General features: G+C 44.3%; 18 protein-coding genes, 1 pseudogene and 1 riboswitch. Of the genes and pseudogenes, 9 read left to right on the top strand and 10 right to left on the bottom strand.

All coding sequences use genetic code 11. The features are described from left to right. Nucleotides 1–177: 177 nt before the first annotated feature. Nucleotides 178–765, bottom strand: coding sequence for an ECF transporter S component (locus LC20001_RS07125; protein WP_010010040.1), 588 nt, complete (start codon nt 763–765; stop codon nt 178–180). A 137-nt stretch (nt 766–902) separates the two neighbouring features. Beyond that, a riboswitch (FMN riboswitch) is annotated at nt 903–1,028 on the bottom strand. Nucleotides 1,029–1,237: 209 nt separating this feature from the next. Here LC20001_RS07125 and LC20001_RS07120 point away from each other — a divergent pair. Beyond that, nucleotides 1,238–1,462, top strand: a complete 225-nt coding sequence (locus LC20001_RS07120; RefSeq protein ID WP_010010042.1) for a hypothetical protein — start codon at nt 1,238–1,240, stop codon at nt 1,460–1,462. 57 nt (nt 1,463–1,519) lie between these two features. Here the strand turns inward: LC20001_RS07120 and LC20001_RS07115 are convergent, their stop codons facing one another. Continuing rightward, entirely contained in the window at nt 1,520–2,404 is an 885-nt protein-coding gene (locus LC20001_RS07115; protein ID WP_010010043.1) for an RluA family pseudouridine synthase, read from the bottom strand. A gap of 164 nt (nt 2,405–2,568) precedes the next feature. Between LC20001_RS07115 and thiD the strand changes: the two genes are divergently transcribed. Beyond that, a complete protein-coding gene (gene thiD / locus LC20001_RS07110) occupies nt 2,569–3,375 on the top strand; it encodes a bifunctional hydroxymethylpyrimidine kinase/phosphomethylpyrimidine kinase (protein WP_010010044.1) in 807 nt (268 codons plus the stop codon). 96 nt (nt 3,376–3,471) lie between these two features. Continuing rightward, nucleotides 3,472–3,669 carry a hypothetical protein gene (locus LC20001_RS07105; RefSeq protein WP_010010045.1) on the top strand — a complete coding sequence of 66 codons (198 nt, stop codon included), beginning with the start codon at nt 3,472–3,474 and terminating at the stop codon, nt 3,667–3,669. Between the two features lie 38 nt (nt 3,670–3,707). Here LC20001_RS07105 and mutY read toward each other — a convergent pair whose 3' ends face one another. Then, nucleotides 3,708–4,823, bottom strand: a complete 1,116-nt coding sequence (mutY, locus tag LC20001_RS07100) for an A/G-specific adenine glycosylase (protein WP_010010046.1) — start codon at nt 4,821–4,823, stop codon at nt 3,708–3,710. Between the two features lie 69 nt (nt 4,824–4,892). On the opposite strand from mutY, the pseudogene LC20001_RS07095 reads away from it, so the two are divergent. Next, nucleotides 4,893–5,102 (top strand): annotated as a pseudogene (locus LC20001_RS07095) (GNAT family N-acetyltransferase); the annotation flags it as partial. On the opposite strand, the gene LC20001_RS07090 reads toward LC20001_RS07095, so the two are convergent. The 4 genes from LC20001_RS07090 to LC20001_RS07085 all read right to left on the bottom strand — a co-directional run bounded on the left by LC20001_RS07090 (nt 5,056) and on the right by LC20001_RS07085 (nt 7,427). Continuing rightward, on the bottom strand, nt 5,056–5,898 hold the full coding sequence (locus LC20001_RS07090; RefSeq protein ID WP_309300228.1) for an MFS transporter: 843 nt from the start codon (nt 5,896–5,898) through the stop codon (nt 5,056–5,058). The pseudogene LC20001_RS07095 and the gene LC20001_RS07090 overlap by 47 nt on opposite strands. A gap of 23 nt (nt 5,899–5,921) precedes the next feature. After that, the gene (locus LC20001_RS14725) at nt 5,922–6,224 is read right to left on the bottom strand and encodes an MFS transporter (RefSeq protein WP_225351552.1); all 303 of its coding nucleotides are present in this window, start codon (nt 6,222–6,224) and stop codon (nt 5,922–5,924) included. After that, nucleotides 6,221–6,385, bottom strand: coding sequence for a hypothetical protein (locus LC20001_RS14400; RefSeq protein WP_010010049.1), 165 nt, complete (start codon nt 6,383–6,385; stop codon nt 6,221–6,223). The genes LC20001_RS14725 and LC20001_RS14400 overlap by 4 nt, the downstream gene beginning before the upstream one ends. A 169-nt stretch (nt 6,386–6,554) precedes the next feature. Then, complete coding sequence (locus tag LC20001_RS07085) at nt 6,555–7,427, bottom strand: NAD(P)-dependent oxidoreductase (protein ID WP_003676972.1); 873 nt, start codon at nt 7,425–7,427, stop codon at nt 6,555–6,557. A gap of 292 nt (nt 7,428–7,719) precedes the next feature. Between LC20001_RS07085 and LC20001_RS07080 the strand changes: the two genes are divergently transcribed. Continuing rightward, on the top strand, nt 7,720–8,091 hold the full coding sequence (locus LC20001_RS07080; protein ID WP_010010050.1) for a hypothetical protein: 372 nt from the start codon (nt 7,720–7,722) through the stop codon (nt 8,089–8,091). 8 nt (nt 8,092–8,099) lie between these two features. On the opposite strand, the gene LC20001_RS07075 is transcribed toward LC20001_RS07080, so the two are convergent. After that, a complete protein-coding gene (locus LC20001_RS07075; protein WP_010010051.1) occupies nt 8,100–8,894 on the bottom strand; it encodes an SDR family NAD(P)-dependent oxidoreductase in 795 nt (264 codons plus the stop codon). Between the two features lie 193 nt (nt 8,895–9,087). Between LC20001_RS07075 and LC20001_RS07070 the strand changes: the two genes are divergently transcribed. Both LC20001_RS07070 and LC20001_RS07065 read left to right on the top strand, forming a co-directional pair. Next, a complete protein-coding gene (locus LC20001_RS07070; protein ID WP_035456673.1) occupies nt 9,088–9,762 on the top strand; it encodes a helix-turn-helix domain-containing protein in 675 nt (224 codons plus the stop codon). Further along, complete coding sequence (locus LC20001_RS07065; protein ID WP_099267137.1) at nt 9,759–10,652, top strand: IS3 family transposase; 894 nt, start codon at nt 9,759–9,761, stop codon at nt 10,650–10,652. The genes LC20001_RS07070 and LC20001_RS07065 overlap by 4 nt, the downstream gene beginning before the upstream one ends. A gap of 65 nt (nt 10,653–10,717) precedes the next feature. On the opposite strand, the gene LC20001_RS07060 is transcribed toward LC20001_RS07065, so the two are convergent. Next, the gene (locus LC20001_RS07060; RefSeq protein WP_010010052.1) at nt 10,718–11,017 is read right to left on the bottom strand and encodes a hypothetical protein; all 300 of its coding nucleotides are present in this window, start codon (nt 11,015–11,017) and stop codon (nt 10,718–10,720) included. Between the two features lie 123 nt (nt 11,018–11,140). On the opposite strand from LC20001_RS07060, the gene LC20001_RS07055 reads away from it, so the two are divergent. After that, entirely contained in the window at nt 11,141–12,106 is a 966-nt protein-coding gene (locus LC20001_RS07055) for a ring-cleaving dioxygenase (RefSeq protein WP_003676982.1), read from the top strand. A 2-nt stretch (nt 12,107–12,108) separates the two neighbouring features. Next, the gene (locus tag LC20001_RS07050) at nt 12,109–12,726 is read left to right on the top strand and encodes an alpha/beta hydrolase (RefSeq protein WP_003676984.1); all 618 of its coding nucleotides are present in this window, start codon (nt 12,109–12,111) and stop codon (nt 12,724–12,726) included. Between the two features lie 80 nt (nt 12,727–12,806). Here LC20001_RS07050 and lepA read toward each other — a convergent pair whose 3' ends face one another. After that, nucleotides 12,807–14,645, bottom strand: a complete 1,839-nt coding sequence (gene lepA, locus LC20001_RS07045; RefSeq protein WP_003676985.1) for a translation elongation factor 4 — start codon at nt 14,643–14,645, stop codon at nt 12,807–12,809. Nucleotides 14,646–14,738 lie beyond the last annotated feature (93 nt).

Here is a 14,738-nt window from a genome sequence, read left to right as displayed (position 1 = left end):
CCCATCAATCATATTTAGCCCCGCACTAATGTATGTCCAACTATACTACAGTCTTTATGGTTATATAATCATGTTTAGTATTTTTTAAATCAATTTTAGAACAATATTTACTTTATACCGGTTAGCCTGAAAAAAGCAAAAAAAGGCGCACAGCTAAACTGTACGCCGAAAATTTATTTAGATTTTTTTAATTTGCTGTGGTAATACCTTACGTGATAGCCATGGTAACAGTCGCTCATACGCGATCAAGAAGACAACGCTGACCAGCACCCCTTTAATCAAATTAAATGGCACAACCGTTGTGGCCACTAAATTCAGTGTGGTAGCATTGATTTGGATACCAGAAAACTTCATATAAATCGGTAATAACACAAAGAGATTAGCTAAACTCATAAAAATAGTTAAGGAGATGGTCCCCGTCACAAAACCAGCTAACATATTCTTCCGGTTGGCTTTAACGCTGTGATCACGTTTAAAGAAATAATAGACCGGCAGTGTAAAGCACATCGTCGCTAAGAAGTACGCTGCTTCACCGATCAAGCCAGGCAGGCCAGACCCACGCGTGATAAAGTCCAATAAACCCGTGATCAGCGTGGTAAACGCCCCTGCTGCTGGTCCGTAAAGAAACATACTCAAGAAGATCGGTAGGTTACTAAAATCGATCTTAAGGAACGGTGCCGCCGGTAATACCGGGAAGCTGAACAACATCAATAAGTAAGAGACTGCTGCTAGCATGGCGATCATGACTAGCTTTCTGACGCCCATTTTTCCATAATAAATCCTCCTACAAGGATTCACCTCAGGTAAGTGAGTTCATCTTACGCAAAATAAAAACGCTACCAAAATGTCTTTTTAGGGGCATCTCAATAGCGTTAGTCTTATTTTTAAATTACGTAAAATAAGCCTATCTTCTTCTATCTAGACTTTAACTATCGGTATTGGTATCACACCAATTCGGCCACCAATAAATTGATGGGTCGCGGACTATTACCGCCGGTCGGGAATTTCACCCTGCCCTGAAGACGAACCTTTATTAAATTTTTTTACAAACATAGCTTAGCATGAAAGCGGCATAATTACAACTACTTTGTTGTCAGCCCGCTTTCAGTCTACATTATTTATGTTATTATGCTTCTACTCCGATTTTTTCTTATAAGTTTAACGACCTGTTTACTGTTTTTTAAAGCGTTTTCCGTTACAATTAAGATAACCAAATAAAATACAGGGAGTGGCGCCGATGAACGAAATTGTTTTTTTCAATCCTGGTGATGCGATCGCCAGCGGTCACGATTTTAATGAAGCGATGCGCAGTGCAGAAATTTTTCACCGTGATCAAAAACAACATGAACTAATGATCGTTAAGGAAGTCGATGGTGAAACTTACGCGATTTTTAACGCAGCCGATGCGCAGACTGACGACACCGCTGCTAATCGTTACCAAGTTTCCAAGCGTTTAAAATAATGACTAGCAAAAAAGACGAGTGCGCTCGTCTTTTTTTGTCTGCTTAGGCAATTGTGGCTACATCAGCTTCAATACCGCCTGCATATCTACCGGTAATGGACTGGTAAAATGGCGTTCAGTTTGAGTAAATGGATCATAAAAGTTAAGCTCATAGGCATGCAAAGCTTGGCGGGTAATGCCTTGATCCAGCGGACCGCCATATAGCTGATCGCCAAGCAATGGATGGCCTTGATCCGCAAAATGTACACGGATCTGGTGAGTTCGTCCCGTATGCAACTTTACCTCAACTAAAGTGGCACGAGCTAATTTAGTCATTTGCCAGTATTCCGTCTTAGCCGGTTTACCGGTGGCCATGACTCGGCGGCGGATCTCATCACCCTGGCGACCTAAGGGCTGGGTCAAGAAACCATGGGTCGTCGTTAAATGTCCCGCAACGATCGCATAATACCGTTTATCTAAGGTGTGATCAGTCAATTGTCGAGCAATCAGACTATGAGCAAAGCGATGGCGTGCTAATAAAACCAACCCACTCGTAAAGCGATCCAATCGGGTCACAACGTGCGGTACCGTTTCAGTATTATTCTGTTGTTGTAACCAGCCTTGAACCCGATTTAACAACGTATCGGTTTGGTTGGTGGGCCCAGGAATACTTGAGAGATCCGCTGGTTTATCCACCACCAACCAATTTTCATCTGCATAAATCACATTTAGCGGCTGTGTGCTGATAGCAATCTGCTGCGCCGCTTTTTCTGGTGGTAATTGGATCGTTACACGATCATTTTGTTGTAAACGAACGCCGGTTGACGCCGCTAAGCGACCGTTGATCAAAATTTGTCCTTGACCAGTTACCTGCTTAAATAAGCGCCCACTAACCCCATGGTGCTGCAAAAAATAACGTACCTTTTCTTCTTGCTCATCCGTTTTGATCCAACTAAATTCCATTACGTTCTGCTCCTCATCGACCATAATTGGGCTAATTCACTATCTTAATTATACCGGATATTCCCAATAACCACTATATTAGATTATAATTAGAACTAGCCCTATTAATAACGGCAAATTTTAAGTATAATAGATACAATTCATGACAAAGGTGAGTGAGTAAAATGGCAAATGAATTTCCACAAGTAATGACCATTGCTGGTTCCGACAGCGATGGCAGTGCGGGGATGCAAGCAGATCTTTATACCTTTTTTGCCCGCAAAGTCCATGGCGCTGCGGTGATGACGGCGGCCGTGGCTGGTAATTCTTACGGCATCCACGCTAGCATTGCTTTACCAACCGACTTTATCGATCAGGAATTCGCTGATCTTGCGGACGATTACAAAATATTAGCGGCTAAAACTGGGATGTTGGCCGATAGCACCTTGATCAAAAACGTCGTCAAAAATTATAAAAAATACGATTTTGGTCCCCTTGTCGTTGATCCCGTGATCATGACAAAACACGGCGCACAGCTGTTAGAAGAAAGTGCCTTCGCTACCCTACGTAAAGAATTGGTTCCCTTAGCAACCGTGATCACACCTAACTTCTTCGAAGCCGAGAAATTAGCAGAAATGAAGATCACTTCTGATGCTGATATGGAAGCGGCCGCCCGGAAAATCAAAGCAATGGGTGCTAGAAATGTGGTCGTTAAAGGACAGCATCACGACAGCACCCAAGCTGAAGTCCGTGATTTCGTTCTTTTGGAATCCGGCAAGTCTTTCTGGTTGACCGAAACTTACATTGATACGGATCGTGTCAATGGTACCGGTGATTCGCTATCCGCTTGCATCACTGCTGAAATCGCTAAAGGTAGCGATATTGAGTCAGCAATCCGGGCAGCCAAAAAGTTTGTCCACGTTGCAATTGCTAATGAAATTCAAGTTGGCCACAAGTTCGGTCCGATCAATCATTGGGCCTACCAAAACTAATTTCGTCAAAAGCTTGCGTCACTGAAAATTATCTGCTATGATTGCTTTCAGCAAAGTACATAGCGTCTTATTTTTAAAAAAAGTGAGGTCTTCACCGTGTGCCGTAAGTTCTGGCGTAACGTGATCATTAGCGTTATTCTATTCGTATTTATTTTACCAATTCTAGAAATTTCTTGGCAAATTGCCTTGTTTAAAATTATTTTTACTAGCTTATGTGGGTTAGTTCTGGTAACCAGTATCTTCTACTTTGAAGATTGCGCCGGGATGCTGACCGACCAACCAAAAAAAGAGTAAGTGTTCACGGCTGATTGCCGTGCAGCACTTACTCTTTTTTATAACTCACTTAATTGTTGATAGCGTTGCCAGATCTTCAATTGTACTTTAGGTTGGGCCAATTCATTAAAAGCCGCCGGCGCTACGACTCGCCCCGGAAAGTAACTGAGATCAGGAACATGGGCTAACTCAGCGTATAGCAAGGTGATCTGCCATTTTTGATGAGTAAAGGTATGCGTCACCGGTCGGCCGCCAATCAACGCTGGGATCAATTTGATCTGTGTATTAGCGGTAAATTGTTGGCCAGCTAGTGTGACTAACTCGGGTAATAATAATTCCTCTGGTGCAGTGGTCAGATCTGTCCATTTCAGCAACGGAACCGTCCAGAGATCCGCTAACATCCCCGTTCCCGGTCTTTGCTCAAACAAATAGCCCGCCGGCGTTTTGATCACCAAGGCAAAATAATCTACCGGCACTGGCCGTGGTTTTTTCGACTTAACTGGATAGTCTAACTCTTTCCCATCCAAATAAGCTTGATTGAATTCACGCACCGGTGAATGAGCACTATCGGGATTTTTTGCCGTCATGTAACTGGAACCAAGGTCCATGATCGCCTGATTAAAGTCCCCTGGTCGCTCAACCGAAATAACTTCTTTGATCACATCATAAAAGATCTGCCGTGACTGCGGCTTAGCAATATCGGCGTCGATCTCAAATAAGCGGGCAAAAACGCGAAACGCATTCCCATCGATTGCCGGCTCTGGCTGGTTAAACGCGATACTGGCGATCGCGCCGGCGGTATAAGGCCCGATACCAACCAATTGTTCTAATTCAGCCGCCGTTTGTGGCCAGACACCTTGATAATCAGTGACGATCTGTTGTGCCGCTTTTTGCATATTACGCACACGTGAATAATAGCCTAAGCCAGCCCACGCCTGTAGCAGCGCGGCTTCCGGAGCTTGAGCCAAGTCCGTGACCGTCGGAAAAGCAGCCATAAAGCGCTGATAATAAGGGATCACCGTCTGCACTTGCGTCTGTTGCAGCATGATCTCCGAAACCCAAATATGGTAGGGATCATGATCACGCCGCCAAGGTAGATCACGCTTTTCCCGATCGTACCAAGTTAATAACGCCTTTTGAAAGGCTTTGATTTTTGTTTGTGACCATTGTTGCATCAAGTTACGCCACGACCTCACTTTTAAATATTAATTATTTATCCAAATTGACACGTACAGGCTTGCCGGGCATTGATCGAGCTTGGCTTCAGTACATTACACCTGAAACGAATCGAAGCACGTCACTACACTGCTAATAGCCGCTCAGGTCGAGTCATGCAAAAAATTGGCATGCGCCAAGAAGGCATTTTGTGTAACGCCCGGCAATTTAAAGGCCAAACCGTTACCGAAGCTATTTATGCGTTGACGGATGCAGATTTTGCCGCCGCCAAACGATAAGCACCCCCAGCAGCATGACTAAAATACTGCCACCGGCTAAGCTAAACAGCAAGCCATAAGAAAAGAAATCAACTAGTAGACCGCCAATCAAGGGGCCAAACGCACGACCAAGTGAAATGGCCATGTTTAAGTCCCCTTGCAGGCGGCCTTTTTGATCGGCACTCGCTAGCGTATCGACCCATACCGGAATCAGCGGATTACCGAGCATTTCACCGATCGTCAGCACGAGCATCGCCACCACAAAACCGGCGTATGTTTGCGCATAGATCAAGCAAAAAAACGATGCTGCAAACAGTGTCACACCAAGCATCACCACTTTTGGCAAAGCAAATCGCGCACCAAAATGGGTCACCACCGGTTGGCCAAAAACGATCAGTAAGCCATTGATCGTCCACAACAAGCTATAATAGTGAAACGGAATGTGTAAGCTAGTCAAATGAACGGAGACCACACTTTCCCACAGCGCATAACTTGCATAAATAACGAAAGTCAGTCCACATAAAACTAATAACAGCCAGCGTTGGTCTGATTTTAATTTAAGTGGTTGGGTTACTGCCTGGTCACTTTTGGCCTTGATCGGCACGCGAAAAGTCAACGCAATGATCAGTAATAATAGTAAATAACATAATCCGGCGACCGCAAAAACGTAACGAATTCCACTAGCATATAAATAGCCCACCGTTAGCGTGCCGATCACAATACCTAAATTAAGCGCCATATAAATCAAATTAAAAACATAGCGCCGCTCATGACTGGTATCCTGCGCCGCATAAGCGTTGAGCACAGTCATATTGATTCCATCACCAAAACCAACGATGATTAGAAATAGTGCGAAAAATGGCCACCCGTGAAAATTAGGCCAATCAAGGCGGCTAGCGAAATACCTGTACTGATCAAAGCTGTTTCATAAGGCCGCCAACGATCAAACAACTGACCGCCAACAAAATTCCCAACGATCATCAATAACGACATGACCAACAAAACAAGCCCGGCCGTCGTCAAGCTTTCACCAAGATCATCGTGCAAATAAATCGTTGTTAAGGGCCACATAAAGGCGGCGCCGGCATTGATCAACAGATTAGCCAACAATAACCAGCGGAGTTTAATTGACTGCCCGCTCATTTTTTATGTGCCCGCCGTTGTCGTTGAAATTGGGTCAGGCTCACGATCAATAACGCCAAGCCGGCGATCCATAACGGCGTCAATTGCCGAGCGAGCCCTAATAAAAGTAAAATTATGCCAGCCAAAAAAATTGAATAAGTTGTTTTCGATATCAATTGCATTATCCCACTCCTCTATCGTAAAAGTCTGTACAAATCAGGTCGTTGATTGAAATCGACGGCGCCAAATAAGACCAAGCCATATTATACCATGCCACCAACTAAGTCTAATAATTAATTGTCGCTAACAAAAAAACTACGACTTTTTAGCCGTAGTTCCACTGCTCAACACTTATTCAGCTGTCCACCATAACTTGACTAGCGCCTGTGTGCCATCATCACCCAACGCTTTGTCTTCCACCAAACGCCGGTACAACTCTGCAGCAGCCTTAGTCGCAGGCAGATCCAACTGTTGCTTCTGTGCTTCATCTAAAGCGATTCGTAGATCCTTCAGAAAATGCTTTGCAAAAAAGCCAGGTGTATAATCATGGGCTAAAATACGTGGCCCGTAATTAGTCAAGCTCCAGTTAGCAGCACCGCCAGCGCTAAGTGTTTCAATTATGTCCGGTAAGCTTAAGCCAGCCTTTTTAGCGTAGACCAACATTTCGGTCATCCCAGTCATGGTTCCCGCGATCATGATCTGATTGGCCATTTTAGCATGCTGGCCCTTACCTGCACCACCAAACAGATGATAACTTTGCCCGATCACCTTAAATAGCGGCACTAACTGTTCATACGTCGATTGAACGCCACCGGCCATGATCGTCAGCGTACCGTTTTTGGCGCCAATATCACCACCGGATACTGGAGCGTCAACCGCTTGGATATCACGTGTAATTGCCGTTGCGGCAATCCGCTGCGCCAAAGTTGGCGTACTTGTCGTCATATCCACCACAATGCTGCCAGTATTCGCACCAGCAAAAATACCTTCATCCCCATAATAAACCGCTTCAACATCCTGGGGATAGCCGACCATCGTGATCGTAATATCACTGCTAGCGGCTACTTCACAAGGACTATCTGCCCAAGTTGCGCCACTGGCCAATACCGCTGCAGCATGAGCCTTAGTACGATTATAAACTGTGACCGGAAAATTAGCCTTCAATAAATTTTTGATGATACCTGTGCCCATGACGCCAGTACCAATAAAACCAATTTTTTGCATATAATTCACTCCTCTATCGGACTTAACGGATTGTTTTTGCACAATCTACTAACAAATTCCCAGACGCGCGTAGCTTTTATCAGCAATAATAAATACCCAGCATAACAATAAGCTTGCGCCTTTGAACGACGACAAAAATGTTGATAGCAACTAACTACACGCCCCCGCCAGAACTACCTAAATTCTTCATAACTACCTTTATTCTAACATTATTCGCTAGGACTTCACTTGCAAAACCCTTGAAAAATGCTATATTAAGGTCAATCACAGAAATGAAAAAGAGGGCGATTTTTTGAAAAGAAAGTTACGTAATATTTTGCAGGTTGTCGAAGAACATGGTGATCAGATCGAGACGTTGATCAATCCCAGTACGTTACAATTAAAATTTGCCGCCCAACCCGCGTTTGTCGATGATTTGATCGTTGATAGTGAAGTTTTTCAACTACTTAAATTATACGCGCCAGATGAAGCGGTTAGCGTCACGGCACCAATCACCGATCTGCCTAAATTTTTTCAAAAAATGTTCCAGAAAACTAGTGCCGCTGCGGCCAATGATTATAAAAAACATATCACTGAAAATAGTGAGATCACAGTTACAGTTGAGTTGATCACTGATGCTGAGCACCACGACATCGGAACACTCACGATTCAATTCTGGAAATAATCACTTAATTATCGTGTCCGGTACGGCTGGGCAATAATTTTACGACTAATACGGGGGGCTAAACGGTTAAAAGCCGCTAGCCACTGATAAGCCAATGGTAAGCGTAAAATTTGTTGTCCGCGCAACGCACTGGTCACGATTTTTTTGGCCACTTTAGCTGGATCCAATTGACTATGCGCAAGTAATTGGGCAATTAGTGGGTTAGCTTTTAAATACGGGGCTGTTTGTTGCTGAAAATGGTCGGTAGCTAATAAACTTGGTATAACCGTCATTAAATGGATCTGCGTCACTTGTAATTCAAAGCGGCTACCACGAGCAAAGCCGAGCAACGCTGCCTTACTTGCTGAATGGAACGCTGCGTACGGTAACGGTAGTTCGCCACCAGCCGAGGCAAGATTGATCAAATAACTCGGCCGCCGCGTCCAGTAGTGAGCCTGAATAAATAGCTGACTTAAAGTCAATGGCACCGCAGTATTTAATTGCAACACCTTTTGCGCCTCAGCCAATGACAAATCATTAATGGCGCCAAAACCTGGTAATGCAGCATTATTGACTAAAATATCCGGCACACCACAGCGCGCCACACAGCGGCGCCAAGCCGATCGGCCGTTGTCGTTCAATAAATCAGTTGCCAAAATTGCCACTGGGGCAGTGGTTAACCTGGCGGCTTGCCGAGCAACTTTTGCCAAACGTTGGTGATCACGTCCCAGTAAAAGTAAACGCATCTGGCGCCGTGCAAAGGCATAAGCTAATTGCTCACCCAATCCGGCAGAAGCACCGGTGATCATTACTAATTGCGTCATTGTGCCCTCCTCATTTAAAGCGTTTACTTTTAGTATAGCACGCCAATATTCTAGTCTCCCAACTTGCGGCTTTTCACTTTGCAAATTATTAAAAATCACGCGACCCTATCTAATTGTAGAGTTTGCGATAATCCCTTTGTGGTTGTCAGATGAAATACAATAATTCATCTGATGATTATGGAAGGATTTTTGTATGTCCAGATCTAAGTTCACAGTTCTCGAGAAGCTCAATTTAATTGAAGATTATCAGCAGTCGGGGCTCCCTAGGGCTACTTATGAAAGGCGGCATGGAATCGGTAAAGATACACTTAGAAGTTGGTTGATACGTTATCAAAGAGATGGTCTAGAAGGTCTGCAAGAAGCAAAGAAGAATATTCACTATAGTAAGGAGTTGAAGCATACAGTTGTCTTTGCGTACTTAAATGGCGAAGGTACATTTGGTGAGTTGGCGGACAGATATGGTCTGCGTAATGCTACCCAAGCACAAAACTGGGTTACCAAGTATAATGAGGACAAACCTTTGACGGCATCACCGTCCAGAAAGCGGGTCCCCACTATGCCTAAGAAGACAACTTTCGAAGAACGAATTGAAATCGTTGAGTACGTAGTCAAACATAAACATTCATACGCTGAGGCCGCAGAGCACTTTCAAGTCTCCTATCAGCAAGCACGATCTTGGGTGCTTAAGGCCAAGAACGGTGGTTATGAAGCCCTCGTCGATAACCGTGGTCATCACAGGGACGAGTCTGAATTGACTGATCTCGATAAGGCAAATCTTCGTATCCGCCAGCTGGAAGCTGAGCTTAAAGATAAAGAATTGGTGGAACAATTCGCAAAAAAATTGCTGGAACTTCAGCGCAAGGGGTGAATAAACAGCATCAACTGGCCTACGTCGCAATCAAAGAGGTCAGTCAAGGCAAGCGCGGTGCGCTTACCAAGTTATTAGCTGTTGTCGGCGTAAGCCGGCAGGCTTACTACAAAGGCTTAAAGCGTGAAGAAACAGCTTGGGAAGTTCGTGATCGTCAACTCAAGGAACGGATACAATACTGGTTTGATTTCCATCATCAGGGCATCGGTGCTGGGAATCTCTTAGTGAATCTACAGCATGATGAATCGATTACGTTTGAAGTGACCTATAAAATGATTCGGCGTGTGATGCGAGAGCTTGGACTGAGGTGTCAGATTCGAGTCAAGAAACACAGTCGTCAAAAAGCTAGTGAGCAGTACGTCCAAGACAATGTCTTAAACAAAAATTTTGATACGGACGCGCCTAACAAAGTTTGGTTGTCTGACTCGACTGAATTGAGATTCGACCCGAATGGTGAATACAAAATTCGACTGAGTGGCGTTCTTGATCTCTATGGACGCCTTCTCTTGGCACACAACCTCAGCATTACCGAAACCTCAGCTGCGGAAATCGAAGTGTTCCAACGTGCATTTGATCGTGTTGGAGACGTTCATCCATTGATTCATACGGATCGCGGCTCAGCTTATACATCTGGTGCCTTCAACAACTTTCTAGGCCGTTACGATGTGATACGCAGTATGTCTCGTCCAGGTACACCATACGATAACGCGCCGATGGAACGTTGGTGGAATGAGTTTAAATTGCGTTGGATGGAGCGTCATCCGATGCCTAAGACCCTTCAAGAACTCGAGAAGCTGGTTGAAGAAGGTATTGAATACTTTAATCACCACAACCGTTCGGCACAAAGAAACGGCCTCACTCCAGATGAATACTGGAATGAAGCCGCTTAGAAACAGATTCAATTTTTTATTATTTCATCTGTCAACTTGACAGGGCCTAGTGCAGTTTGCGATTTTTAGTTGACTTGTTCGGCAACCGCATCGATCAGCGGCTGCATTTTATCTATATCTTCATCACACTCAAAATAAGCACCGTGATAGATGTGCTGCACCTCAGGGTCAATATCTGGATAACGTTGATCAAAGGCTTTAGCTTGATAACTGCCATCAGGAGCCACAATAAACACCACACACCCCGCCGCGATTTTATATTTATGCGTAAACGTCACCGGCAATGTGAATTGATCAATCCCATTCTTGGCTTGCCGTAATTTAATCGAATGCGCCACATTATTTACGATCGTTTCAAATTTCATTTTTCGACCTCACTTTTTCTCTTGCGTCCTTAAAATTTTAACACAAAATAAGTGTCATTTCTTTACCGACTAAAAGTAAGTTGATATAATACTGCCAACCAATCAACTAAGGGGGCTATTCTTATGGCTAAATTACTCGGTTTACATCACGTAACAGCGATCACTTCCAGTTCACCAAAAATGTTTGCATTTATGACTGGTGTACTTGGTCTACACTTGATCAAAAAAACAGTTAATCAAGATGATGTGCGGACTTATCACCTTTATTTTACTGATGATCGAGGAACTGCCGGCACCGATATTACATTCTTCGATTTTCCTGGGCAATTTCAAGGCACTAAAGGACGTAATAGTATCGATCGCATCGGTTTCCGTGTGCCCAGTGATGCTGCTTTAGATTACTGGCAACAACGCTTTGACGACCACCAAATCGAACATGAAGCGATCGTCACTGAATTTGGCACCAAGACTTTGCGCTTCTATGATTTTGATCATGAACGTTATCAGTTGATCTCCGATGAAATTAATCATGGTGTGCCCGCCGGTACCCCTTATCTGGCCAGTCCAGTACCAAAAGAATTTGCGATCAGTGGCTTAGGACCAATGCGGATCACCGTCAACTATGCAGCAAAAATGGCGCAAGTGCTAACTGAACTACTTGGCTTTGCCAAAGTCGCCACTGAAGGTAATCAAACCTTGTATGAAGTGGCTAATGGCGGTCATGGTGCCCAAGTGATCGTGGCTGATGAACAATTACCAGCCGATGAAGTACAAGCTTATGGTACCGTCCACCACTTGGCCTTTCGTACTGCCGACGAAGCGGATTTACGTGAATGGATCAAAAAAATCTCCGCAGCTCGGTTGGCTCACTCTGGCTTCGTAGATCGTTTCTATTTTAAATCAGAATATTTCCGTCCTGGTCGCGGCGTTTTATTCGAAATCGCCACCGATGGACCTGGTTTCTTAGTTGACGAAACTTATGAAGAAGCTGGCGTACATCTAGAACTACCACCATTTTTAGAAGAACAACGCGCAGATATTGAAGCACACCTAGTTCCCTTCAATACCGATAAGAAAGCGGCCGATTAACCATGACTGAACTCAATTACTATTTTCAAGCAGGTGACCCTGCACAAGCACCACTTTTAATGCTCCATGGTACTGGTGGCTATGAAGATGAATTAGTTCCGCTAGCACAAAAAATAGCACCCAATAGTCCGCTACTAGGTATTCGCGGCCGTTTAGTTGAAAATGGCCGCACCCGTTACTTCTCTCATACCGCAACGGGCGGCTTTGACCTTAACAGCCTAGCACAAGAGACAACTTGGCTGCTGCAAACCATCGACCAATTGGCCGCTAAACATCACTTGGCGGTTAATCGCATGATCGTCCTCGGTTATTCAAACGGCGCTAACATGGCGGCACATGCTTGGCTGACCGGGCAAGCCCAGTTTAAAACGGGCCTATTATTTCACCCTATGCAGTTAACACCGTATAAAACGGTCCAACCATTATCTGACGTAAAAATCTGGGCTTCTCACGGTAGTTTTGATCCAATCGTGTCGGCAACTAACTTTCAAACACTGACCCAAAGCCTGACAACTGCTCAAGCTGATCTCACCGTGTTTGAAGCTGAGCAGTCCCACGCCCTCAGTCCACAAGAAATAACGGCGGCGCAGCAATGGTTACAGCAAAGCCAACGCTTATAAACTAAAAAGAAACCAACGCAAGATCGACTTTTGCGTTGGTTTCTTTTTATAACCGCGGAAATACATTTTCATGTAAGTCCCTATTTCTTATGACTTTCTTCCTCGTCGGTGCGTAAAACAGCCATGAAGGCTTCCTGTGGGACTTCCACTGAACCGATCTGCTTCATCCGTTTCTTCCCGCGCTTTTGTTTCTCTAACAATTTACGCTTACGAGAAATATCACCACCGTAACACTTAGCTAACACGTTTTTACGCAGTGCTTTAATGTTAGTCCGCGCGATGATCTTATTACCAATAGCAGCTTGGATCGGCACTTCAAACTGTTGCCGGGGAATAATTTTTTGCAATTTAGCAACAATATCGCGGCCCCGCTCCATCGCGAAGTCTTGATGCACAATGCTGCTCAATGCGTCGACCGCTTCACCGTTTAATAAAATATCCATTTTGACTAACTTACTTTCGCGATAACCTTCAATATTGTAATCCAATGAGGCGTAACCTTTAGTACTGGATTTTAGTTTATCGAAAAAGTCATAAATAATTTCTGACAACGGTAAATGATAGATCACATTGACTCGGTTATTGTCCAAATACTCCATGGTATCAAACTCGCCACGCTTATTTTGCGACAGCTCCATTACCGCACCAACATAATCATTTGGTACCATGATCGAGGCGTGAACGAAAGGCTCTTCAATTGAACGTACCGCTGCTGGATCGGGCATCTCTGACGGATTAGCCACAACTTTTTGTGTGCCGTCAGTCAAATTAATGTGATAAATTACTGATGGAGCAGTGGTAATTAGATCTAAATCAAATTCACGTTCAAGCCGTTCTTGAATAACATCCATATGCAATAAACCGAGGAAACCACAACGGAACCCAAATCCTAAGGCTTCTGAAGTTTCTGGTTCAAAGCTTAAAGCAGCATCATTCAAGCGTAATTTTTCCAGCGATTCGCGTAATTCATTATATTTTGATGAATCCACCGGATATAGTCCACAATAAACCATCGGCGTCATTTTACGATAACCTTGAATTGCTTCTGTCGCTGGATTATTCGCTAACGTCACTGTATCACCGACTTCAGTATCCTGAATCGTTTTGATACTAGCGGTAATATAACCAACATCCCCGGCCATCAGCATCTCCCGCTGAACAGCCTTTGGTGACATCACGCCGACTTCAGTCACTTCAAAAGTTTTGCCGCTTTGCATTAACTTGATCGTATCGCCTGGCTTGACGACACCTTCAAAAACTCGTGTATTCAGCACAACCCCACGGTAACTATCGTAAACTGAGTCAAAGATCAACGCACGCAATGGTGCCGTTAGATCGCCAGTTGGCGCCGGAACATCACTGACAACTCGTTCTAAAATTTCTTCGATCCCAATTCCTTGCTTAGCACTGGCTAACACGGCATCTTGGGCATCAATGCCAATATCGTCTTCGATCTCCGCCTTAACGCGTTCAGGATCAGCAGCTGGCAAATCAATTTTATTGATCACCGGAATGATCTCTAAGTCATTATCGATGGCCAAGTAAACATTGGCCAAAGTTTGCGCTTCGACCCCCTGTGCGGCATCAACAACCAAAACAGCCCCTTCACAGGCCGCCAAACTACGGGAAACTTCGTAAGAAAAATCCACATGACCGGGCGTATCGATCAAATGAAATGTATAAGTCTGCCCATCTTTAGCTTGATAAGCCAATTCAACGGCATTTAATTTGATCGTGATCCCCCGCTCGCGTTCAAGATCCATCGTATCGAGGATCTGTGCCTCCATATCACGCTTAGCAACTGTATGCGTCAATTCTAAGATTCGATCGGCCAAAGTTGATTTACCGTGATCAATATGGGCAACGATCGAAAAGTTGCGAATATGTTTTTGACGTTCTTGCATCGCTTTAATATCCATTATCTTGCCTACTTTCTCAATGCCCACTCACGTAGGCTATTCCTTTAAATTATAGCAAGCTCGCCGCGTTGGTGCAATTACGATTACCGTACT

Source organism: Loigolactobacillus coryniformis subsp. coryniformis KCTC 3167 = DSM 20001 (assembly GCF_002706425.1).
Classification (GTDB): Bacteria; Bacillota; Bacilli; order Lactobacillales; family Lactobacillaceae; genus Loigolactobacillus; species Loigolactobacillus coryniformis.
The sequence above is the reverse complement of the archived record's forward strand: the minus strand, read 5'-3'. Positions and strand labels throughout refer to the sequence as shown.

Excerpts from the sequence above, each read along its gene's own strand:
- mutY (WP_010010046.1), bottom strand. The coding sequence starts at position 4,823 with ATGCAACAATGGTCACAAACAAAAATCAAAGCCTTTCAAAAGGCGTTA.
- thiD (WP_010010044.1), top strand. The coding sequence starts at position 2,569 with ATGGCAAATGAATTTCCACAAGTAATGACCATTGCTGGTTCCGACAGC.
- LC20001_RS07125 (WP_010010040.1), bottom strand. The coding sequence starts at position 765 with ATGGGCGTCAGAAAGCTAGTCATGATCGCCATGCTAGCAGCAGTCTCT.
- lepA (WP_003676985.1), bottom strand. The coding sequence starts at position 14,645 with ATGGATATTAAAGCGATGCAAGAACGTCAAAAACATATTCGCAACTTT.
- LC20001_RS14400 (WP_010010049.1), bottom strand. The coding sequence starts at position 6,385 with ATGCAATTGATATCGAAAACAACTTATTCAATTTTTTTGGCTGGCATA.
- LC20001_RS07050 (WP_003676984.1), top strand. The coding sequence starts at position 12,109 with ATGACTGAACTCAATTACTATTTTCAAGCAGGTGACCCTGCACAAGCA.
- LC20001_RS07060 (WP_010010052.1), bottom strand. The coding sequence starts at position 11,017 with ATGAAATTTGAAACGATCGTAAATAATGTGGCGCATTCGATTAAATTA.
- LC20001_RS07075 (WP_010010051.1), bottom strand. The coding sequence starts at position 8,894 with ATGACGCAATTAGTAATGATCACCGGTGCTTCTGCCGGATTGGGTGAG.
- LC20001_RS07115 (WP_010010043.1), bottom strand. The coding sequence starts at position 2,404 with ATGGAATTTAGTTGGATCAAAACGGATGAGCAAGAAGAAAAGGTACGT.
- LC20001_RS07055 (WP_003676982.1), top strand. The coding sequence starts at position 11,141 with ATGGCTAAATTACTCGGTTTACATCACGTAACAGCGATCACTTCCAGT.
- LC20001_RS14725 (WP_225351552.1), bottom strand. The coding sequence starts at position 6,224 with ATGAGCGGGCAGTCAATTAAACTCCGCTGGTTATTGTTGGCTAATCTG.
- LC20001_RS07120 (WP_010010042.1), top strand. The coding sequence starts at position 1,238 with ATGAACGAAATTGTTTTTTTCAATCCTGGTGATGCGATCGCCAGCGGT.
- LC20001_RS07070 (WP_035456673.1), top strand. The coding sequence starts at position 9,088 with ATGTCCAGATCTAAGTTCACAGTTCTCGAGAAGCTCAATTTAATTGAA.
- LC20001_RS07085 (WP_003676972.1), bottom strand. The coding sequence starts at position 7,427 with ATGCAAAAAATTGGTTTTATTGGTACTGGCGTCATGGGCACAGGTATC.